Source organism: Enterobacter cloacae complex sp. SHL021 (assembly GCF_049237765.1).
Taxonomy (GTDB): domain Bacteria; phylum Pseudomonadota; class Gammaproteobacteria; order Enterobacterales; family Enterobacteriaceae; genus Enterobacter; species Enterobacter cloacae.
In genome coordinates this window covers 152,229-173,838 of the sequence record NZ_JBMKJG010000008.1, presented here as the reverse complement: position 1 = coordinate 173,838, position 21,610 = coordinate 152,229, and the positions used below count along the sequence as shown (strand labels likewise).

At 56.2% G+C, this 21,610-nt stretch carries 20 protein-coding genes; 11 read left to right on the top strand and 9 right to left on the bottom strand.

Translation table 11 applies throughout. The features are described from left to right. Positions 1-92: 92 nt before the first annotated feature. On the bottom strand, positions 93-1,688 hold the full coding sequence (locus tag ACOTZF_RS10410; protein ID WP_129251874.1) for an ABC transporter substrate-binding protein: 1,596 nt from the start codon (positions 1,686-1,688) through the stop codon (positions 93-95). A 110-nt stretch (positions 1,689-1,798) separates the two neighbouring features. On the opposite strand from ACOTZF_RS10410, the gene pepT reads away from it, so the two are divergent. Beyond that, complete coding sequence (pepT, locus tag ACOTZF_RS10405) at positions 1,799-3,028, top strand: peptidase T (protein ID WP_040020834.1); 1,230 nt, start codon at positions 1,799-1,801, stop codon at positions 3,026-3,028. Here pepT and tehB read toward each other — a convergent pair. Both tehB and tehA read right to left on the bottom strand, forming a co-directional pair. Then, positions 3,025-3,618, bottom strand: coding sequence for a tellurite resistance methyltransferase TehB (tehB, locus tag ACOTZF_RS10400; RefSeq protein ID WP_013096650.1), 594 nt, complete (start codon positions 3,616-3,618; stop codon positions 3,025-3,027). The genes pepT and tehB overlap by 4 nt on opposite strands. Further along, positions 3,618-4,619: a dicarboxylate transporter/tellurite-resistance protein TehA gene (tehA, locus tag ACOTZF_RS10395; RefSeq protein ID WP_129251664.1), complete on the bottom strand. Its 1,002-nt coding sequence runs from the start codon at positions 4,617-4,619 to the stop codon at positions 3,618-3,620. The genes tehB and tehA overlap by 1 nt, the downstream gene beginning before the upstream one ends. Positions 4,620-4,741: 122 nt before the next feature. Here tehA and ydcK point away from each other — a divergent pair, with 122 nt between their 5' ends. Continuing rightward, on the top strand, positions 4,742-5,722 hold the full coding sequence (ydcK, locus tag ACOTZF_RS10390; RefSeq protein WP_129317606.1) for a YdcK family protein: 981 nt from the start codon (positions 4,742-4,744) through the stop codon (positions 5,720-5,722). A 139-nt stretch (positions 5,723-5,861) separates the two neighbouring features. Here the strand turns inward: ydcK and ACOTZF_RS10385 are convergent, their stop codons facing one another. The 3 genes from ACOTZF_RS10385 to ACOTZF_RS10375 form a co-directional block, all read right to left on the bottom strand. Then, complete coding sequence (locus ACOTZF_RS10385; protein WP_013096654.1) at positions 5,862-7,517, bottom strand: glucan biosynthesis protein D; 1,656 nt, start codon at positions 7,515-7,517, stop codon at positions 5,862-5,864. Positions 7,518-7,760: 243 nt separating this feature from the next. Beyond that, positions 7,761-8,534 (bottom strand): ABC transporter substrate-binding protein, encoded by a 774-nt coding sequence (locus ACOTZF_RS10380; protein ID WP_014831878.1) that lies wholly within the window; start codon positions 8,532-8,534, stop codon positions 7,761-7,763. A 10-nt stretch (positions 8,535-8,544) separates the two neighbouring features. Continuing rightward, entirely contained in the window at positions 8,545-9,714 is a 1,170-nt protein-coding gene (locus tag ACOTZF_RS10375) for a pyridoxal phosphate-dependent aminotransferase (protein ID WP_129251872.1), read from the bottom strand. Between the two features lie 113 nt (positions 9,715-9,827). Between ACOTZF_RS10375 and ACOTZF_RS10370 the strand changes: the two genes are divergently transcribed. After that, entirely contained in the window at positions 9,828-10,670 is an 843-nt protein-coding gene (locus ACOTZF_RS10370; RefSeq protein ID WP_129317605.1) for a LysR family transcriptional regulator, read from the top strand. On the opposite strand, the gene ACOTZF_RS10365 is transcribed toward ACOTZF_RS10370, so the two are convergent. Together ACOTZF_RS10365 and hglS are read right to left on the bottom strand one after the other, a co-directional pair. Next, a complete protein-coding gene (locus ACOTZF_RS10365) occupies positions 10,657-12,162 on the bottom strand; it encodes a carboxylesterase/lipase family protein (protein ID WP_129251662.1) in 1,506 nt (501 codons plus the stop codon). The two genes, ACOTZF_RS10370 and ACOTZF_RS10365, sit on opposite strands and share 14 nt — an antisense overlap. Positions 12,163-12,204: 42 nt before the next feature. Further along, positions 12,205-13,548, bottom strand: coding sequence for a 2-oxoadipate dioxygenase/decarboxylase HglS (gene hglS, locus ACOTZF_RS10360; protein ID WP_020688588.1), 1,344 nt, complete (start codon positions 13,546-13,548; stop codon positions 12,205-12,207). Between the two features lie 528 nt (positions 13,549-14,076). Between hglS and ACOTZF_RS10355 the strand changes: the two genes are divergently transcribed. The 8 genes from ACOTZF_RS10355 (at position 14,077) to ACOTZF_RS10320 (ending at position 20,608) form a co-directional block, all read left to right on the top strand. Further along, on the top strand, positions 14,077-14,262 hold the full coding sequence (locus ACOTZF_RS10355) for a general stress protein (protein WP_004150795.1): 186 nt from the start codon (positions 14,077-14,079) through the stop codon (positions 14,260-14,262). Between the two features lie 89 nt (positions 14,263-14,351). Then, positions 14,352-14,846, top strand: a complete 495-nt coding sequence (locus ACOTZF_RS10350; RefSeq protein ID WP_014831873.1) for a ferritin-like domain-containing protein — start codon at positions 14,352-14,354, stop codon at positions 14,844-14,846. A gap of 23 nt (positions 14,847-14,869) precedes the next feature. Beyond that, the gene (locus tag ACOTZF_RS10345) at positions 14,870-15,073 is read left to right on the top strand and encodes a hypothetical protein (RefSeq protein ID WP_013096662.1); all 204 of its coding nucleotides are present in this window, start codon (positions 14,870-14,872) and stop codon (positions 15,071-15,073) included. Positions 15,074-15,098: 25 nt separating this feature from the next. Beyond that, positions 15,099-15,605: a ferritin-like domain-containing protein gene (locus ACOTZF_RS10340; RefSeq protein WP_013096663.1), complete on the top strand. Its 507-nt coding sequence runs from the start codon at positions 15,099-15,101 to the stop codon at positions 15,603-15,605. A 15-nt stretch (positions 15,606-15,620) separates the two neighbouring features. Continuing rightward, a complete protein-coding gene (locus ACOTZF_RS10335) occupies positions 15,621-16,493 on the top strand; it encodes a manganese catalase family protein (protein ID WP_129317604.1) in 873 nt (290 codons plus the stop codon). A gap of 67 nt (positions 16,494-16,560) precedes the next feature. Beyond that, entirely contained in the window at positions 16,561-17,964 is a 1,404-nt protein-coding gene (locus ACOTZF_RS10330; RefSeq protein ID WP_013096665.1) for a cytochrome ubiquinol oxidase subunit I, read from the top strand. After that, a complete protein-coding gene (cydB, locus tag ACOTZF_RS10325; protein WP_020688583.1) occupies positions 17,964-18,974 on the top strand; it encodes a cytochrome d ubiquinol oxidase subunit II in 1,011 nt (336 codons plus the stop codon). The genes ACOTZF_RS10330 and cydB overlap by 1 nt, the downstream gene beginning before the upstream one ends. Before the next feature lie 8 nt (positions 18,975-18,982). Further along, complete coding sequence (locus tag ACOTZF_RS10320; protein WP_062934432.1) at positions 18,983-20,608, top strand: alpha-amylase family protein; 1,626 nt, start codon at positions 18,983-18,985, stop codon at positions 20,606-20,608. On the opposite strand, the gene ACOTZF_RS10315 is transcribed toward ACOTZF_RS10320, so the two are convergent. Beyond that, a complete protein-coding gene (locus ACOTZF_RS10315; protein ID WP_020688581.1) occupies positions 20,609-21,595 on the bottom strand; it encodes an SDR family oxidoreductase in 987 nt (328 codons plus the stop codon). Positions 21,596-21,610 lie beyond the last annotated feature (15 nt).

The window sequence follows — 21,610 nt, the reverse complement described above, 5'->3', positions numbered from 1 at the left end:
AGCAAAAGTCAGGCGGGTTTGTTGTGACAAAAAATGATGCCGGGAGCACAATTTGCGAAAAGTCTGCCCGCCATGCGACGGGCAGTGGAAAATCATGGTTTGATATCAACCTGCCAGAAGATATGTTTGCCAAACGGGTCGATTTCGTATCCCGTAACTTCCTTACGAACCGGTTCAAAAATCGTGGAATGGGCGATCATCACCGCGGGCATCTGATCGTGCATCAACTGCTGAGCCTGCTTATACAGCGCCACGCGTTTGTCATGATCGGTTATCGATTTTGCCTCGGCGATGATGTCATCAAACGGCTTGTAGCACCATTTGGCCGAGTTTGAACCGCCGTTCGCCGAGGTGCAGGTAAAGAGTGGACCAAAGAAGTTGTCCGGATCGCCGGTCGCCGTGGTCCAGCCCATCAGCGCGGCCTGATGTTCGCCGCCCTTCACTCGCTTCAGGTACTCGCCCCATTCGTAGGTAACGATTTTGGTCTGTACGCCCACCTTCGCCCAGTCCGCCTGAATCATCTCCGCCATGCGTTTCGCATTCGGGTTATAGGGGCGCTGCACCGGCATCGCCCATAAATCGATGCTGATACCGTTGGCAAAACCGGCCTCTTTTAACAGCGCTTTGGCTTTTTCGGGATCGTATTCGTAATCCTTCAGCTCGCTGTCGGCCCCCCATACCCCCGGCGGCAGCAGGTTCTTCGCCGCCGTGCCAGTGCCGTGGAACACGGCGTCAATAATGGCCGGTTTGTTGATGGCCATCGCCAGCGCCTGGCGCACTTTCACATTATCCAGCGGAGGCTTCTGGGTATTGAACGCCAGGAAGCCGGTATTCAGCCCCGCCTTGCTCATGAGATTGATATCCTTGTTCGCCTTCATCCGCGGCAGATCGGCCGGGTTCGGGAACGGCATCACCTGACATTCGTTTTTCTCGATTTTGGCAAAACGGACCGACGCATCCGGCGTAATGGTAAACACCAGCCGATCCAGCTTCGATTTCCCCTGCCAGTAGTCCGGGAAGGCGGTGAACAGGATGCGGGAGTCTTTCTGGTATTGCGCCAGCTTAAAGGGGCCGGTACCGATGGGCTCCATGTCCACCTTCTCCGGCGTGCCCGCCTTGAGCATCGCGTCGGCATATTCCGCCGAAAGAATGGAGGCAAAATACCACGCCAGATCGGCGACAAATGGCGCTTCCGGGTGCGCCAGGGTAAAGCGCACGGTATGGTCATCCACTTTATCAATCGCGGTGATTAAACTGCCAAACTCCAGACTTTCAAAGTTGGAATAGCTGCCGTTAGAGACGTTATGGTAAGGGTGATTCGCATCCTTCTGGCGCATAAACGAGAAAATCACATCATCGGCATTAAAGTCGCGCGTTGGCGTAAAGGACTTATTGCTCTGGAATTTCACCCCTTTGCGCAGATGGAAGGTATAGACCTTGCCATCATCGCTCACCTCCCAGCGCTCTGCGAGGCTCGGCACCAGCTCCGTGGTGCCAGGTTTGAAATCGACCAGCCGGTTATAGACCGGCACCGCGCTGGCGTCCACGCTGGTACCCGAGGTATATAACTGAGGATTAAAATTTTCCGGAGACCCTTCGGAGCAATACACCAGCGTTTTCGCGGCTACGGTGGAACTGATCGTGAGCGCAGCGAGTGCCAGGGTTAACGTTGTGAGTTTGCTTTTCATCATTTATTCCTGTCTTTTAATTCGACGGCTAATTAATTCTTTTGCCATTTCATAAATAACATTAAAGTGAGGGAGCAAACACCCGAAAAATAAATAAGGAAGAAAACACTATGGGCTCGCCGCTTTCCAGACAATTAACGCAACGCTTTTTCCGTTATCTCGCCATCACCAGCCAGAGCGATGCAAAAGTCAGCACTCTCCCTTCCACTCCGGGCCAGCATGAGATGGCGCGGGAACTGGCGAAAGAGCTGACACAGCTGGGCTTAGACGACATTGTCATCGATGAATTTGCCACGGTCACCGCGGTAAAAAAAGGCAATGTGCCCGGCGCGCCGCGGATTGGATTTATTACCCATATTGATACCGTTGACGTGGGATTATCACCGGATATTCATCCACAAATATTAACCTTCACTGGTGAAGACCTCTGTCTGAATAAAGAGAAAGAGATCTGGCTTCGCGTCAATGAGCACCCGGAAATTCTGGCCTATCCCGGCGAAGAGATTATTTTCAGCGATGGAACCAGCGTATTAGGCGCAGATAATAAAGCCGCCGTGACCGTGGTGATGACCCTGCTGGAAAACCTGACGTCGGCGCATCAGCATGGGGATATCGTGGTTGCGTTTGTGCCGGATGAGGAGATTGGCCTGAAGGGGGCAAAAGCGCTGGATCTGAAGCGCTTCGACGTTGATTTTGCCTGGACGATTGACTGCTGCGAGCTGGGTGAAATTGTCTATGAAAACTTTAACGCGGCGGCGGCAGAAATCCGTTTTACCGGCGTCACCGCGCACCCCATGTCTGCCAAAGGCGTGCTGGTGAACCCGCTGCTGATGGCGACGGATTTTATTAACCATTTTGACCGCCAGCAAACCCCAGAGTGCACCGAGGGGCGTGAGGGCTATATCTGGTTCAACGGCATTCAGGCCGGGCAAAACGAGGCCGTACTGAGAGCGAATATCCGCGACTTCGATCAGGCAAGCTTTGCCGCCCGTAAGCAGCAGATTGCCGACGTCGCGGCGCTGATTGCCGCCCGACACCCCACCGCAAAGGTGGAGTACCAGATTGAGGATACCTACAGCAATATCAGCAATGCGATTGGGGAAGATCGCCGGGCCATTGACCTGATGTTTGCGGCAATGGAATCCCTTGGCATCACCCCCAAACCTACCCCGATGCGCGGCGGAACAGACGGCGCGGCGCTTTCAGCCAAAGGGTTGTTGACCCCGAACTTCTTCACCGGCGCGCACAATTTCCACTCACGGTTTGAGTTTCTGCCGCTGTCGTCGTTCGAGGCCTCTTACCACACAGCCCTGCAACTCTGTCTGCTGGCCGCCCGTTAAGCGGGTTTACGCGCTAGCAGGGTCGCGAAGCGCAGCTTGATGCGGTTGCCGTTCTCGTCGGTGCGATGCAGTTCGCCGGGATCTTCGTTGTACTTAAGCAGATCCCAGCCTTCGTAATAGTGGCTCAGTTCGCCGGTTTTGAATGCAAACGGGAAGCCGACGGTACAAGGGTAATCCGCGGTATCCATGGCGGCCACAATCAGGTTGTAACCGCCCGGTTTCGTGCAGCGCTGCATATTGGCGATCAAACCAGGGATGGTTTTCGCTTCAAGGAACATCAGCACCACGGTGGAGAGAATGAAATCGTATTCCCCGTCAAAGCTCAGGCTGTTCAGATCTTTGATCGCCGTCTGCAGATTCGCTATGCCTTCCGCCGCTTTAATGCGTTCGATGTTATCGATGCTCATGGGGTTTTTATCCCACGCCGTCACATCGTAACCGTTAGCGGCCAGGTAGAGGCTGTTGCGGCCATTGCCGCAGCCGAGATCGAGCGTTTTACCGGGCTTAACGATCTCTGCGCTGTACAGCACCTCTGAATGGGTACGGGTGAGTCCATATTTCTCGGTAAAGTAATTTTCGTCAACAGCCATTATTGTTCCTCAGATTGCATAAGCCGTGCTTTCTCAGTGCGCACCAGAAGTTTGCCCTGTATCAGCAGGATGAATGTACGAACCAACAGCATCCCAATGATGAAGTTAGTGAAGATAAAGAGCGGCACAGCAATGGCGTGGAAAAAGCCTGACGCGCTGCTGTGCCCCAGATGCAGACCGGTGGTTGCCAGTGCCGACACGCCAAACGAGAAGCTCCAGAACGATGCGTTAAACGGCTGAGACATATACCACGGCAACAGACGCAACATAAACAGCAGTTGCAACAGGCCATAACCGAACAGCATTTTGGCAAAGGTATCGGCTTCCCCGCCGTTGACGCTAATCCAGGCGCTACAGGCAACCAGCGCCGGGGCCAGTTGTATACCCAGCGACGTACGCAGTGCGGTGGGCAGTTCACCCGCGCTGCGAAGGCGCTGGAGAATAACCGGTTCCAGGCTGAGCCAGGAAAAGACGCCTGCGCCGAGGAAGACTAACCCTGCATCGTGAAACCCCAGCGCACCACACGCCATCGCGCTGATAAAATTGTTTGCCACCGTAGGCAGATATAACCCCGGCGTTGTCGCCTCCTGAGGATGGTTACCGCGCCATAGCCCGGCGCTTTGCCAGGCGGCATAGGCAAGCTGCACCACCACGCCCACGGCAAATAACACCAGCGAAACCGGGCGGTACCAGGGGACAAACCCAATGGCAACCAGCATCGTGGTGGCCGGAAAAAGGCTGACAAAGCTGCTCATCACCGGGTGTCGCATTTCCGCCAGCACGCTACGCGGGAAACGCACCGCGCGCGTAATAAACGCCACCGTCAGTAAAAACCAACATACCACCGCAAGGGCAACCAACCCCTCACCCGGCCAGCGCGTAACCGGCCAGAGGGTGCTGGCATATCGCCAGGCGAACCCCATGCCGATAATGCCAAGGACCATGCCAAAATAACCTACGGGCAGGTTAAGTACCTGCCGGGTTTCGTCATTTTTATTCATTAATTTTAAAATTTAAAATGTATTTGAAATGCCATTTTAAGGTGTTTCCGCCTCGGATGCCAGCACAACGCAAAGCTGAAAGTTTGCTACGTTTAGTGAAGACGCTTACCAGGGATAACACGATGAAAAAGTATCGGCTCAGCGATGAAACCCGGCTCTGGCACTGGAAAAACGGCGAAACGCCCCACTCGGCTACGTTAAAGCAGATTATCGCCACGACAGATTTTAATGACGTTGTCGCCGGGACGAAAGGCGGCTGGATTGAGGATGAACGCGCCTTGTCTCAGGAGGGGAACTGCTGGATCTACGACGAAAACAGCGTGGTCTTCGCCGGTGCGACCGTCTCCGGTAATGCCCGTCTGACCCTGCCGTGCGTCGTCAGCGACCATGCCCATATTAGCGGCAACAGCTGGCTGGACGGGGCAAACGTGAGCCATGGGGCGCGAATAAGTGACAACGTCACCATTCAGAACTCCACCGTACGGGGGGAATGCCATATTTTTGGTGATGCCCGGGTGCTGCATAACAGCATGATTATCGCCGCCAAAGGTTTAACCCCAGACCAGGAACAGATCCTTAAAATCTACGACAACGCGACCGTCAGCCAGTCGCGCGTGGTGCATCAGGCGCAAATCTACGGCGAGGCCATCGTCAATTATGCGTTTATCGAGCACCGTGCCGAGGTGTTCGACAAGGCCATTCTTGAAGGGAACGATATCAATAACGTCTGGGTCTGCGACTGCGCAAAAGTGTACGGCAACGCGCGCCTGATTGCCGGATTCGACGACGATGCCATTCCTACCGTGCGCTACAGCTCTCAGGTGGCTGAGAATGCTGTGGTGGAAGGCAACTGCGTAATTAAGCACCACGTGCTGATTGGCGGTCAGGCGTGGCTACGCGGGGGGCCGATCATGATTGATGATAAGGTCGTGATTCAGGGGCGGGCGCGGATCAGCGGCGACGTACTGATTGAGCACCACGTTGAAATCACCGACAATGCAGTCATTGAGGCTTTCGACGGCGACAGCATTCATCTGCGCGGCGAAAAAGTGGTTAACGGCGAGAGTCGAATCACCCGCACGCCCCTGCTGGGCGCGCTATAGCGGGAAGATACCGGGATAATTTCGGATTTTGCTGCGGTTATTGCCCCTCACCCCAGCCCTCTCCCAAAGGGAGAGGGGGCCGTCTGTGCAGGCATTATTTATGGGGATCCCTCAGCCCGAAGGGAGAGGGAATCGATCGTTAACGCATTACCCGGTCGTCAACGTAATTACGTTTGTCCGGCGCTGGCGGGAAATACTGATACAGCCAGGTTTCACTGATGGCATCGCCCTGACAGCGCAGGAACAGGCGCATATCCACCGGCTCCGTCGAATCCGACGTCGGGTACCAGTCAAACAGAATGCGGTATCCGTCAAACGGCTCAACGTAGAGGATTTCCACCTGCTTCGCTTCACCGCTGGAGAGCGTGATCACCGGCTCAATCCCCTTCGGCGCGGCCGCTTTCAGATCGCCGCCGACAAAGTCGATGGCGAAGCGGCGGGCCCACACTTTCGGGTAGTGTTCACCTGGCGCCCAGCCTTCCGGGAAGCCGCCCATACCGGTACGCGTCGCGAAGACGTTGGCCAGCGGGGAACGTACCGGCGGCATGGCGCTCCAGTACAGGCGATATTTGAAGTCCAGCTCATCGCCCGCTTTGACCGCTTTTTCCGGCTGCCAGAAGCAAACCACGTTATCCAGCGTTTCACCCGTGGTCGGGATCTCCATCAGGCCAACCGCACCTTTACCCCAGTCGTTACGCGGCTCCACCCACAGGCTTGGGCGTTTGTTATACCAGCCCATCACGTCCTGATAGTGGGAGAAATCCCGGTCAAGCTGCAGCAAACCAAACCCTTTCGGGTTTTTATCGACAAAGGCATTGAACTGCAATTTCTGCGGGTTGTTCAGCGGACGGCAGATCCACTCGCCGTTACCGCGCCACATGGCCAGACGGTCCGAGTCATGGATCTGCGGATGAATGGTGTCGCACATACGGCGCTCGTTATTGCCGCAGCTGAACATACTGGTCATCGGCGCGATACCGAGCTGTTTGATGTCTTTACGCGCATAGAGATGGTTTTCTACTTCCATGATCACCTGGCTCTTCTCGCAGTGGATCACGAACTTATAGGCACCGGTAATGCTTGGGCTGTCCAGCAGCGTATAGACGGTAAAGGTGGTGTCGCCCGGTTTGACGGTTTCAAACCAGAAGGCCGTGAAATCAGGAAACTCTTCCGGCGTGTCGGTAAAGGTGTCCACCGCCAGACCACGCGCCGACAGGCCGTACTGGTAAGTGTCATCCACCGCACGGAAATAGCTCGCGCCGAGGAAAGAGACAATATCGCGACGCGCCAGCTCAGGCGCTTTGAAGGCGCGGAAGCCGGCAAAACCGAGGTCGCTCTGCCCTTCCAGCTGTTTGGTATCTACCCCGGTATCCCCGTAGCTGAAGAGCTCCGGGCGGAAGTGGATCTCACGCGCCTGGGAGGTCGACTGGTCCAGGGAGAACATCCGCACGCGGCGGCGGAAGCCCATCCCCATGTGGAAGAACTGCACGTCAAGCTGACGGCCTTCAATGTTGTTCCACAGGGACTGCTTTTCATCGTACCGGATGGCGTTATAGGCCTGCGGCGTCATGGTTGCCAGCGTTTCCGGCAGCGGACGCGGCGCACCACCCCACGGGGTTTTCGCCAGGTCATGGGCCATGGATTGCAGTACGGAGAAGTCAAAACGACGGCTCTGGCCATCGGCGATGTCAGAGTCAGCGGCATAGGCCGCTCTGGAGAACAGTGAAGCAAGGCCAGAAGTGCCGCTCAGGGCTGCCATTGCCAGCGAACCTTGTAAAAAACGTCTGCGATTCATGCCTGGAAAAACGTCCTTATGGTCGTGTGAATGTGTTTCGCGCTCGGCGAAATGACGGCAAGAAAGAACGCACAGCCTAAACAAAAACGGTTAAGAATCCAATTGTTGGCCGGTGAATATATGAGCAAAGTGAGAAATATTTTCTGTCGACCAGAACGGCCCGAAAGTGGTGTAAAGAAAGCCTGGAAAGTGTGAAGAAAAATGCCCCGGTGCGACATCGACAACCGGGGCGAAATGAGGTGGTTATTTTACGCTGACATCGATACCCGGGAAGTACTTATCAGCGAGTTTTGCGATCGTGCCGTCGGCACGAACTTTATCAATCGCGGCATCAAGCTGCTTTTTGGTGGCCTCATCCCCTTTGCGCAGCCCAAAGCCGATCCCGCTGCCGAGGATGGTGTCGTCAGACACCGGTTTGCCGATAAAGCCAAACCCTTTCCCCTGCGGCTTGCTCAGGAACCCTGCCTGCCCGGCCGCGGACATCACCAGCGAGGCGTCGATGCGGCCATTCAGCAAATCGCCCCACGCCATATTCTGATCTTTATACGACACTACCGTGACACCCTGCTTTTCCCAGTGCTCTTTGGCATAGGTTTCCTGAATGGAACCCTGCAACACGCCAATGGTTTTGCCCTTAAGCCCTTCAGGTGTCGCCTCTACTGCGGTTCCGGCCTTGCCGACTAACTGCGAGGGGATGCGGTAGATAGGTTGGGTAAAATCGATACTTTTGCGCCGCTGTTCGGTGATGTTCATCGCCGAGTTGATGGCATCAAATTTTTTCGCCACCAGCCCCGGAATCAACGCATCAAAGGATGTTTCCACCCAGGTGCATTTCAGCGCTGCGGCTTTGCAAATGGCATTCCCCAATTCAACGTCAAACCCTTCCAGCTCGCCGGAGGCATTGCGGCTCTCAAACGGTGGATATTCCGCTTCCAGTCCGTACCGCAGTTCGGTGGCCGCGAATGACGAAAACGTACACAGCAGTCCCATGCCGACAACTAACGCGCGTAATTTCATCTCAAACTCCTTAGCGTGGTTTAACCCGACACAGGGCCTGGGCACCTGCCCGTAACGTCGCCTCATCTTTGGCAAAAGAGAGACGAATCAATTTATTGTCCGTACCATCCGTATAGAAAGCGGACAGCGGAATGGTCGCGACACCGCACTCAACGATCAGCCGTTTCACCATCCCGCTGTCGGGCTCGTCGCTGAACGGGCTGTAATCTGCCAGCAGGAAGAACGAGCCCGCGCTCGGCAGCAGTTTAAACGGCGACTCAGCCAGCAGAGTTTGCAGCAGATCGCGCTTGCGCTGATAAAACACCGCCAGCGACAGCCAGGTTTGCGGATCGGTCATATGTTCGGCAAACGCATGCTGCATTGGCGTATCGGCAGAAAACATCAAAAATTGATGCACTTTACAAATCTCTTCCATCAGTGCCGCCGGCGCAACACAGTACCCCACGCGCCATCCGGTAACGTGATAGGTTTTTCCGAAGGAAGAGATAATGACGCTACGCTCCGCCAGCTGCGGATGTGTAGCCATACCGTGGTGCGGTTCACCGTCAAAAACGACGTGCTCGTACACTTCGTCAGACAAAATAATGATATCGGTATTGCGCGTCACGGCCACCAGCTGCTGCAGGTCATTCGCGGAGAACACCTGCCCGCTTGGATTATGTGGCGTGTTGATGATGATCATGCGCGTTTTGGGGGTGATGGCCGCGCGGACCTCATCCCAGTTCACGGCAAAATCCGGCACCGTGAGTTTGATGGCGACCGGGGTGGCGCCCTGAAGGCGAACAATCGGCGCGTAGCTATCAAATGACGGTTCGAAGTAGATCACCTCATCGCCCGGATGCACCAGCCCGCTGATGGCGGAATAGAGCCCCTGGCTGGCACTGGCGGTAACCAGCACCTCGCGCCCCGGGTCATACGTGGTGCCGTAAAGGGTGGCAATTTTCTCCGCGATACGCTCTTTCAAAGGCTGCAGGCCGGTCATCGCGGCATACTGGTTATGCCCTGCCTCCATTGCGCGGGTTACGCCCGCAATCAGTTTCGGGTCGCAGGAAAAATTCGGTGCGCCCTGAGAAAGATTGATGGCGTTGTGCTGAGCAGAAAGCTGGCCGATTACGGTAAAAATGGTGGTACCCACATCCGGTAATTTGGAACGGGTTTGTACCGCGGTCTTCAGGGTCATCATTTATCCTTCTCATGGGGATTGCATAACTATTCAAACAACAACGCCGTTGCCGGGACAATCGAATTGTTGTCATAATAGCCATGAGAAAAATGCATAGCTGAGGTGTTTTTATGTCGCGCCGTTCGCTCCCGCTCAATGCCATCGACGCCTTCCTGGTGACCGCGCGTCACCTGAATCTCACCCATGCCGCCAGAGAGCTTTGTCTGACTCAGGGGGCCGTGAGCCGTAAAATCGCCGCTCTGGAAGCGTGGTTTGGCTTTCCGCTGTTTGAGCGCCACGCGCGCGGGTTGCGCCTCTCTTCCCAGGGTAGCGCCCTGCTGCCGGAGCTACAATCCGCTTTCGAACAGATGCTGAACGTGGCCGATCGGGCCCGCACCCAGCATACGGTGATCCGGCTGAAAGCGCCCACCTGCGCCATGCGCTGGCTGGTGCCGCGCCTGCTGGAGGTAGAGCGCGAACAGCCCGATCTGCAAATCGCGTTGACCACCACCACCGATCATAACGTCAACTTTAAAACCGAATCCTACGACGCCGCCATCGTGTTTGGCACGCACATGAGCGCGGGCGATCTGCTGTTCGAAGAGGCGTTAACTCCGGTGCTCAGCCCGCTGCGGGCGGGGACCGGACTGGGTTCATTAACCTTTCTTCACCCGACACGGGATAAAACCGACTGGTCACTGTGGCTGGCGAAACAGGATGAGCCGGGCGTTGTTATGCACAAAAATCAACACTTCGACACGATGGATCTCGCCATTACGGCGGCCATTCAGGGACTGGGCATCGCCATCGCCGATGAAACGCTGGTGGAAGAGGACATCCGTGCAGGAAGGCTGGTGCGGCCTTTTGCGACCAGCATCAAAACCGGTGCGAGCTACCGGCTGGTGCTGCGCGAAGCGCCAGGCACAGAAAACGGCCTGGCCGCGTTTCGCGCCTGTTTGCTTAATCGAGGTTAACGTGGTGCTTCATCACCCGTTTAAAGAGGCTCATGCGGGCGCGCATAAAGCGGTTTTCAAGCTTAAAACCTGCATGCTTATTCACACCAATGCGTAACAGGACGTCACGCCCTTTACGGCAGGCTGGCCAGTGCGTCGGCCCAGGCAGGCTGTCACGATGCCCCGCATCGCGGGCAAAACTCACCCAGTAGTCGGCCACGTGGGCGGCGAACTGTAAATCATGCGCGTTCACATACTGCCGTGAAGGTTCCACCTCTCCGAGCGTATCAAACACATACGGCACCTCGTTGCCGTGCCAGGCACCGTTGATATAGGTGGCGTGCTCGGCTTCGGCCACATAGTCAAACCAGTAGCGCCAGCACGGCGCGCCGACGCGCTGCTGGGCCTGCATCACCACATAGCCCATGGTGGTGAACGCCATATCCCGGCACACCTGCCTTCCCAGCTCTTCATCGCCTTTCACGCCTGGATAGAGCAGCTTGATCAGCCCCAGACCAAAGCGCCGCTCCCGGCGGAGCTTCTGAATTTGTCCGGCGAGATCGATGCCAAACACCGCCATTACGCTCGCCTCGTCGCTGTTGGAGCCAATCATGATGGGGACAGGCTGCTGACGGGCGGCGAAGAAAACATCCAGCATTGCCTCCGGCAGCACACAATCTCCGGCGACAGGCGCCGGGGCGATATTCAGCGGTGCCGTTAACGGCCAGAACGACTCAGGTGGAATAGCGCGCAGCTGCTCCGCTGTCGCGTTCTCCAGCCCAAAATGCGCGGCCAGCGCTTCCCCTTTTCGCAGGGCCTGCTCGCGCGGGGTATCCGGCAAGGTATAGCCACTTTGCACAATCGCTTTATGAAATAACCCTTTCGCCAGCGGCGAGGCCAGCAGCGACAACACGCTGCGTGCGCCAGCTGATTCACCAAACAGCGTGACGTTTTCGGGATTGCCGCCAAAGGCGGCGATATTGTCCCGCACCCATTCGAGAGCGGCGATCTGATCCAGCAGGGCAAAATTGTGCACCACGCGATCTTCTTCCCCCTCCAGCGCAGGATGGGCGAAAAAGCCGAGATGACCAAGACGGTAATTGAGGGTGACCACCACCACGCCGCGTTCCGCCAGCGCCCTGCCGTTATAGGGCGGTAACCCACCCGCGCCGAGCGTGAACCCACCACCGTGCAGCCAGACCATCACCGGCAGCGGCTCAACGCGGTCAACGGGCGACCACACGTTAAGATAAAGACAATCCTCTGAAAACTGTCCGGGATCCCCGCCGCCCAGCTCCTGGCAATATTCGCTGCTTTGCCAGCTTGAGGCGGAAAACGCCGTTGCCGCGCGAACCCCATCCCAGCGTTCGGGCGGTCGCGGTGAGCGCCAGCGCCAGTTGCCAACGGGCGGTGCGGCGTAGGGAATGCCGTACCACGCCTGAACAGTATTATCCGTAAAACCAGCCAGTGCGCCGTAGCGCGTTTCAACCACAGGGGCGGAGGGATATTGCATAACTACCTTCTTTTTCCATCACACCCCTGAAGAGTAACGATTTCAGAGCAAACCGCAACGCTGTTTGCTGCGGGTTTCCGCCTCCTCGTACAGTGCGAACTCGTCATAGACCGGGCAGCCCAGCGCCGCTTCGAAGGCATCCCGGCTGGCGTTACCGTGGCTGCGCGCCTGGGTTTCATTCCCGAGATTGGACTGGAAAATCCCTGCGGCGCTGACCGGCAGGAAATCTTCATAGGTGATCGGCTGGGCAACCACCCACCCGCGTTCAATTAACGGCTGCGGATCGTCGCCCGGACGAAACGCATGACGATGCGCTTCACCCGCTGGCGTCAGGCGATAGCGGAAATACGCCAGCTCCTGTCGGCGCATCATCAGCTCGCTGTCCGGGAAGGCGCTGAACACTTCACGCAGATGAAGCTGATGGGTCAGGTTGTCTTTGCCGGTGCCGGACTCGGCGAGCAAACTGTCATAAAGCTCGCGACCTTTCGGCGTCAACGCCACCCCGCGCTGTTCAATTTCACCAAAGCGCGCGGTATGGGTGCCTTTATGTTCCCCGGCAAACAGCACCGGCTCTTCCAGCGCCTTGAAGCTGGTCTGACGCAATAACACCGGCACCTCGCGGCGCGGCGGCCCTTCAATCAGAATTTTGGGTTCAATGCCGTACTTCGGCATCAGCTCCTGCACCCGGTCAATATCCAGCGTGCGTGGCGTAAGGTGGTTGATGTGGCATCCCGGGAAACAGACCACATCCGCAATCAGGCGATGCTCATTATGCAGCGCCAGATAGGTCTCCTGATCGACCGTCGCATGACGGTGCCAGCGGAAGGTTTCTAACGCTTCCTGAACAAACTCCCGCGCCTGCGCCTCGGTGAACGCCCCTTCTTTTTCATGCAGTTCGATGAGCGCCAGGCAGCGCGGCGTAAAGATGTTGCGGTGAGAGAGGATCTCCGCCGCCCGCTCGCGCAGGGCAACGTTCTCAATCAACTCAAGGCGCAGCAGTGAGGTAAAGATACGAAACGGGTTACGGCACAGCGCCGCATCATCCACCGGGCGAAATGCCGTCGAGTGAACCGGAACGCCCGCCTGAGAGAGATCATAGTAGCTGACCGGGTACATGCCCATGATGGCAAACATACGACGTAAGGTAGAAAGCTCTTTTGCGGTGCCCACGCGGATAGCCCCGTGACGCTCCACATTCAGGCGCGCCAGCTCATCTGCATTCGCCAGTTGTTCATGTAAGAGTGGATTGTTTTCCAGAACCGCCAGGTTTACGTCCGCGACCAGCTCAAGCAAGGTGCCGTACTGCGGAACTTCCTGCTGGTACATCGCCGACATAGCCTGCGAAAAATGTTCCCGAATATCATCAGCCGTGATGGTGTTCGCCATGGTGTCATGCCTCCAGTGAATATTACCTGGAGTGTAGAGAAACCCGTTCCTTCCGGGGGGAAGAATTTACGATTTGTGATCTTACGACGACAGTGGTCAAACCGTGTGCTGCCCGAACCTGTCGCGGCCGTACCAGACCCCCTTCCTTTCCCCCCAGCCCGTCGTCCAGGAGTTTCCTTATAATTAATGATTATTCTGTTTTCTAGCTATAAAGGAGTAATTTCGGAGGCCATCCCGGCTAAAAATTGAACGAAATTGTGGCGCTACAATTTTTATCCTCACCTTTCAGGTTTTTAGCGGCAACTTAGGATTAATCCGAGCATTTTTTTACAAGTCCTTCCCACTCATCCATATTTTTTCGCCAAACGAAGCGTAAACCCACCAATATTTTTAAATAACGCAACCGTGAATGGCGAAACGCATTTGACGCATGCCGCACAGCGTCTAAAGTTATTACTCGAACGACGAGTGATACGGAATATTTCTGTATCGTACTGACATAACCAATATATGACTATGAGGTTTAATATGGCAGAGCATCGTGGTGGTTCCGGTAATTTCGCTGAAGACCGTGAAAAAGCATCAGAAGCTGGACGTAAAGGCGGCCAGCACAGCGGCGGTAATTTCAAAAACGATCCGCAACGCGCATCTGAAGCAGGTAAGAAAGGGGGTCAGAATAGTCACGGCGGAGGCCGTAAATCTGATAACTCCTGATTTTATTAAACTGTCTCAGTAATACCAGAGAGCATGCTGCGGGCCGAAAGGCTCGCAGTTCCCTTAACGTTTTAACCGGAGCAAAATATATGAATATGAAAAGTATCGAGGATGTTTTTATTCATCTACTGTCCGATACCTACAGCGCGGAAAAACAGCTCACCCGAGCCCTGAGCAAACTTGCCCGTGCCGCCTCCAGTGAAAAGCTCAGCGCGGCTTTCACCGCCCACCTTGAGGAGACGCAGGGTCAGATTGAGCGTATCGATCAGATTATCGAACAGGAAGACGGTATTAAGCTTAAGCGAATGAAATGTGTGGCAATGGAAGGCTTAATTGAAGAGGCCAATGAGGTCATCGAAAGCACAGAAAAAAATGAAGTCCGTGATGCAGCATTAATTGCCGCTGCGCAAAAAGTGGAACATTACGAAATTGCCAGTTACGGTACCCTTGCCACATTAGCAGAACAACTTGGCTATAAAAAAGCCGTTAAACTTCTTGCCGAAACACTGGAAGAAGAAAAAGAAACCGATCTTAAACTCACCGACCTGGCCGTAGGAAATATTAACCAAAAAGCGCAAAAATGACGCTATAACACAGGTTAAATATAATTAGCATCAGTCCCAGGACAATTAAACGGTGCCATTTAACGGCAGCTATAATATGGTTCATTCTTGCTATCCCTTCCGTAATATGGTGGAAAAATAGCGTACTATGGGTCATTATCATCAGTATTTACGCCAATATTGTCGGCCATTTATCTGGCTACAGTGCCGCACGTGCCGATCAGGCTGCTGAAAGTGAGACCAAATAAGCGAACCTATAATGAGGAACGAAATATGAATCACGTAGAACACTACCATGACTGGCTACGCGATGCCCATGCAATGGAAAAGCAAGCCGAATCAATGCTGGAATCGATGGCCAGCCGTATTGAAAATTATCCTGATGTTCGCGCCCGTATTGAGCAGCACCTTAATGAGACAAAACGGCAAATCACATTGCTGGAGGAAATCCTCGATCGTAATGATATTTCTCGTTCGGTTTTAAAAGACTCAATGAGCAAAATGGCTGCGCTCGGCCAGTCCATCGGCGGCATGTTCCCGTCCGATGAGATTGTTAAAGGCTCCATCAGCGGCTATGTTTTCGAACAGTTCGAAATTGCCTGCTACACCTCCCTGCTGGCCGCGGCCAAAAAAGCGGGCGACACCGCCTCTGTACCCGCCATTGAAACCATTCTCGCCGAAGAGCGCGAGATGGCCGACTGGCTGATTCGTCATATTCCGCAAACGACGGAACAGTTCCTGCTGCGTTCTGATGCATCAGGTGTCGAAGCGAAAAAATAAACCACAGGAGAGTGTATGTTTCGACACGTCAAACAGCTGCAATACACGGTTCGCGTTGCTGATCCGAATCCCGGCCTCGCCAATCTTCTGCTGGAACAATTTGGCGGGCCGCAGGGTGAACTGGCGGCCGCCTGCCGCTACTTCACCCAGGGCCTGAGTGATGACGATCCTGGCCGTAAAGATATGCTGATGGATATCGCGACCGAAGAGTTGAGCCACCTTGAAATCATCGGGACGCTGGTCGGCATGCTGAATAAAGGGGCCAAAGGCGCGCTGGCGGAAGGGGTAGAGAACGAAGCCGAGCTGTACCGGTCCATGACCGAAAACGGCAACGACAGCCATATCACCTCCCTGCTCTACGGCGGCGGTACCCCGCTCACTAACTCCGCGGGTGTGCCCTGGACGGCGGCCTATGTTGATACCATTGGTGAACCCACGGCGGATCTGCGCTCGAACGTGGCCGCAGAGGCGCGGGCAAAAATCATCTATGAGCGTCTGATCAACGTGACAGACGATCCCGGGGTGAAAGATGCACTGGCGTTTCTGATGACGCGAGAGGCGGCGCACCAGCTCTCCTTCGAGAAGGCGCTTCAGTCTATTCGCAATAATTTCCCGCCGGGGAAATTGCCGCCAATCGAGGAATTCACCAACAAGTACTACAATATGTCTGAAGGTGGCGAGGTCCGCGGAAGCTGGAACAGCGATAAGCATTTCGACTACGTTGAGGCCCCCCAACCTGCGGTTGACGGTGGAGACGGGAGTGCAAGCGTGACGCTCTCGACCGAACAGGCTACGCTCGTCAAGGCGATGTCTGCTCGCACAAAATCCGATCCGAACGCCGACCCGTTAACAGGTGCCGAGCTAGGCGCCGGTAAGAAAAAACCGTAACCGGTTTTGCCAGGCAGCTCCCGCTGCCTGGTAATTCTCGTGCCCCATCGTTCCAGAGGTACGGACCATGTTCGAACTCGACGCGTTTCATCTGGCGAGAATTCAGTTCGCTTTTACCGTCTCGTTTCATATTCTCTTCCCGGCGATCACCATCGGGCTTGCCAGCTATCTGGTGGTGCTCGAAGGGATGTGGCTGCGTACCAAAAACGACGTCTGGCGCTCCCTGTACCATTTCTGGCTCAAAATATTTGCCGTCAACTTTGGTATGGGCGTTGTGTCCGGGCTGGTCATGGCCTATCAGTTCGGCACCAACTGGAGCGGGTTCTCTCAGTTTGCAGGCAGCATCACCGGGCCATTGCTGACCTACGAGGTATTAACCGCTTTCTTCCTGGAGGCCGGTTTTCTCGGCGTAATGCTGTTCGGCTGGAACAAGGTTGGACCGGGACTGCACTTCTTCGCAACCTGCATGGTGGCGCTGGGTACGCTAATGTCCACCTTCTGGATCCTCGCCTCTAACAGCTGGATGCACACCCCGCAGGGCTTCACCATTGAGAACGGCCAGGTGATCCCTGAAGACTGGCTGGCCGTCATCTTCAACCCCTCTTTCCCGTACCGGCTGATCCATATGTCCATTGCCGCATTCCTGTGCAGTGCGCTGTTTGTGGGCGCGTCGGGGGCCTGGCACCTGCTGCGCGGCAACGACACGCCCGCCATTCGCAAAATGTTCTCGATGGCCATGTGGATGGCCCTGCTGGTCGCCCCCATTCAGGCCGTAGTCGGGGATATGCATGGCCTGAACACGCTTGAACATCAGCCTGCCAAAATCGCCGCCATCGAGGGGCACTGGGAAAATCCGCCAGGGGAAGCCACCCCGCTGCTGCTGTTTGGTCTGCCGGATATGGAAGAGGAGCGCACCAAATACGGGCTTGAGATCCCGGCCCTCGGCAGCCTGATCCTCACCCACAGTCTGGATAAACAGGTCCCCGCGCTGAAAGATTTCCCGAAAGAAGATCGCCCGAACTCCACCATCGTCTTCTGGTCGTTCCGCATCATGGTTGGCATGGGGCTGTTGATGATCGCCCTCGGCGTCCTGAGCCTGTGGCTACGCTATCGCCACCGGCTGTATCACTCGCGCCCGTTCCACTGGTTTGCCCTCTGTATGGGGCCTGCCGGTCTGCTGGCGCTGCTCGCCGGGTGGGTGACCACCGAAGTGGGTCGCCAGCCGTGGGTGGTCTACGGCTATCTGCGCACCATCGACGCGGTCTCTCTGCATAGCACGCTGCAGATGAGCATCAGCCTGCTGGCCTTCATCGTCGTTTATTGCTCGGTGTTTGGCGTGGGCTATGTCTACCTTGTGCGTCTGATTAAGAAAGGACCACAGCCGGTGGACACGCTAACCTCAAACACCTCGGGCACTCCCGCCCGTCCGCTGTCTGCCGCTGAGTCTGTTCCGGAAGAGGAGAGAATCTGATGGGCGTCGATATCTCGGTTATCTGGTTTGCCATCATCGTCTTCGCCACCCTGATGTACATCATCATGGATGGCTTTGATTTGGGGATCGGTCTGCTGTTTAACTTCGTGGGCGATGCTAAAGAGCGCGACGTGATGGTGAACAGCGTGGCCCCCGTCTGGGACGGCAACGAAACCTGGCTGGTGCTGGGCGGCGCAGGGCTGTTTGGCGCCTTTCCGCTGGCCTATGCGGTGATCATCGATGCGCTCACCATTCCGCTTACCGCCATGCTGATCGGTCTTATCTTTCGCGGTGTCGCCTTTGAGTTCCGCTTCAAAGCGACGCCCTCTCACCGCCAGTTCTGGGACTATGCCTTTGCGGGAGGCTCGCTACTCGCCACCTTCAGCCAGGGCGTGGTGGTCGGCGCGGTGATCAACGGTTTTGAAGTAGAAGGCCGACGCTACGTGGGGTCTGCCCTCGACTGGCTGACCCCCTTCAACCTGTTCTGCGGTATCGGGCTGGTGGTGGCCTACACGCTGCTGGGCACCACGTGGCTTATCATGAAAAGCGAAGGTGCACTGCAAAACCGCATGCGCGAACTGACCCGCCACGTGCTGCTGGCGCTGATTGTCGTCATCGCGGTGGTGAGCATCTGGACGCCACTCGGCTGGCAGTACGTGGCCGAGCGCTGGTTTACCCTGCCTAACTTCTTCTGGTTCCTGCCGGTGCCTCTGCTGGTAGGCGTATTTAGCCTGTGGATCTGGCGCTTGACCCGCAACCCGGCCAGCCACGCGCGTCCGTTCCTGTTGACGCTTGGGCTTATCTTCCTCGGTTTTAGCGGACTGGGCATCAGCCTGTGGCCGAACATTATTCCGCCGCGCATTAGCCTGTGGGATGCCGCGGCCCCGCCCGCCAGCCAGCTCTTTATGCTGGTGGGGACGTTACTGATTATTCCGGTGATCCTGGTGTACACCGCCTGGAGTTACTACGTCTTCCGGGGAAAAGTTTCTGATACAGAAGGTTACCACTGAGGTGCAGGATGGCAGGATGGCATACACGGGCCATTATTTATCAAATTGATACGGCACTGTTTTACGATTTAAACGGCGATGGCTGCGGAGACATCGCCGGAATAACGGCCAAGTTGCGATATATACGCCGCATGGGGGCGACAGTAATCTGGATCACCCCATTTTACCTTACCCCTTTTCTGGACGAAGGGTATGACGTCAGCGACCACCTGCAGGTCGATCCCCGGTTCGGCAAACTGGCGGATATTATCGCTTTTATTGAGCAGGCACGTGAGCTGGGGATGCAGGTCATTATCGAGCTGTTGATCCAGCATACGTCGGACGCCCACCCCTGGTTTCAGGAGGCCCGGCGCAACCCGAAATCCCCCTTTCGCGACTATTATCTGTGGTCAGATAATGACGATGACGATACGCCTCCGATGTTCCCCGGCGTGGAAAAGAGCATCTGGACATGGGATGACGAGGCGGGCCAATACTACCGGCATATGTTTTATCGCCACGAGCCGGATCTCAACCTCACCTCACCTGCGGTAATTAAAGAGATAGAGAACATTATCCTCTTCTGGCTCAAGCTTGGCGTATCGGGATTCCGTCTGGATGCCGCGTCGCATCTCACCACCCAGGCCGGAGGCGGTGACGAGAAAAAGGGGCTGTGGATCCTGGAGCACCTGCGCCGCCTGATTACCCAACATAACCCGCAGGCGATCCTGCTCGGGGAAGTTGACGTAGAGGTGGAAGCCTACAAGGACTATTTTGGCAATAACGACCGCCTGCATCTGGTGCTTAACTTCTGGCTTAACAAATATTTCTACGTGAGCCTGGCCAGGAAAAGCGCCCGCCCGCTGCGCAACGCGGTGAAGAAAATGATCGTCCCGCCGGACTCCTGCTGCTTTGCCAACTGGCTGCGTAACCACGACGAGCTGGATCTGGAGGGGATCGGTAAAAAGGATAAACAGTTCGTCCTCGACACGTTCGCCCCGGATGAAGAGATGAACGTGTACCAGCGTGGGATCCGCCGTCGCCTGGCGCCGATGCTGAATGGCGACCAGAAGCGGCTGGCGCTCTGCCACGCCGTGCTGTTCTCCCTGCCCGGGGTGCCCGTTATGCGCTACGGGGATGAAATCGGCATGGGTGATGATCTGGATTTAGAAGAGCGTTACGCCGTGCGTACGCCCATGCAGTGGGCGCCCTCTCAGGGCGGTGGCTTCTCTGACGCAGACCCGCAGAGCTTTATCGCGCCCATCATTGACCACGGGCCCTATCGTTATCAGAAAATTAACGTGGCGGATTCGCTGTTGCACCGCAACTCACTGCTGCACCGGATTATCGATATCGCCAACACCCGGTCTGAATTCCCGGAGATTGCCGTGGCGCCGTTTCATCTTATCGCCATCGATAATGATGCAGTGCTGGGGATTTACTACGAGGCTGAAGATCGCAGCATTCTTACCTTTGTTAATTTCAGCGATAAACCGGTGACCTTCACCGCCAGAGGGATCCGCCACGCCACCTGGACCGCCTGCCTGGCAGACAAACGCTACGAGGATGCGCTGGTCTGCGGCAAAACCGTTGAGCTGGATATAGGCGGCTACGGCTATCGCTGGTTCTGGACAAACCGTAGCGCGCTGCGCTGACTACTTTTTGCGGCCGCGCATCAGGCGTGTGAGCACAATCCCTGCGACGGCCAGGGAGCCCAGCAGCACTTTCCCGGGCGCGCCGGAGGAGACGGCGCTGGCGCGCGTTTTCGCCTCAGCGGAGAAATGGCCGTGGATTTTATGCAGGTCGTTGACCGGCTGGTCGAGATAATCCCGCCGGTCTTCTGCGTTCAGGGTGTCGGTCATCTGCCCTTCCCAGGCCTTTTTCACCATCAGACGATCAAGAAAGCCGGGGAAGAGGAACTGGCCGACAATCGACTGGATGGTACTGCTGCCCACCCACAGCTCGCGCACCGGTTTTTGCGCCACCCTGAAAATGGCACTCGCGGCCACTTCCGGCTCAAACACCGGCGGAACCGGGCGCATCGCCCAGGCAAACTTATTCCGTGCCCATTCAAACTGCGGGGTATTCAGCCCCGGCATCTGGACCATGGCGAGCTGCACCCGGCTGTTCTCATGCATCAGCTCGGTACGCACCGCATCGGTAAAGCCCCGGATCGCGGCTTTGGCGCCGCAGTAGGCGGACTGCAGAGGAATGGAGCGGTAGGCCAGCGCGGAGCCAACCTGAATAATCACGCCCCGATCGCGCGGCACCATCAGTTCCAGCGCGGCACGGGTACCGTTCACGTAGCCAAGGTAGGTGACTTCTGTGACGCGGCGAAATTCATCCGGCGTCATGGTCCGAAACGGCGCCAGCACCGCCCCCATGGCATTATTGACCCACACATCTATCGCCCCAAGGCGATACTCAATTTCGTTGGCGGCATCCACCACCGCCTGACTGTCGGCCACATCCGCCTGCACGGCCAACGCATTGACGCCAAAACGGCGTAGCTCTTCCTGGGTCGAGTGAAGGCTTGTCTCCTCGCGCGCAATAATGCCCACATCGTAGCCCGCTTTTGCAAAGTGCAGCGCCGTGGCTTTCCCCACGCCCGCCGTCCCGCCAGTAATGACCATCACAGCCATAAAACCTCCGCGTTA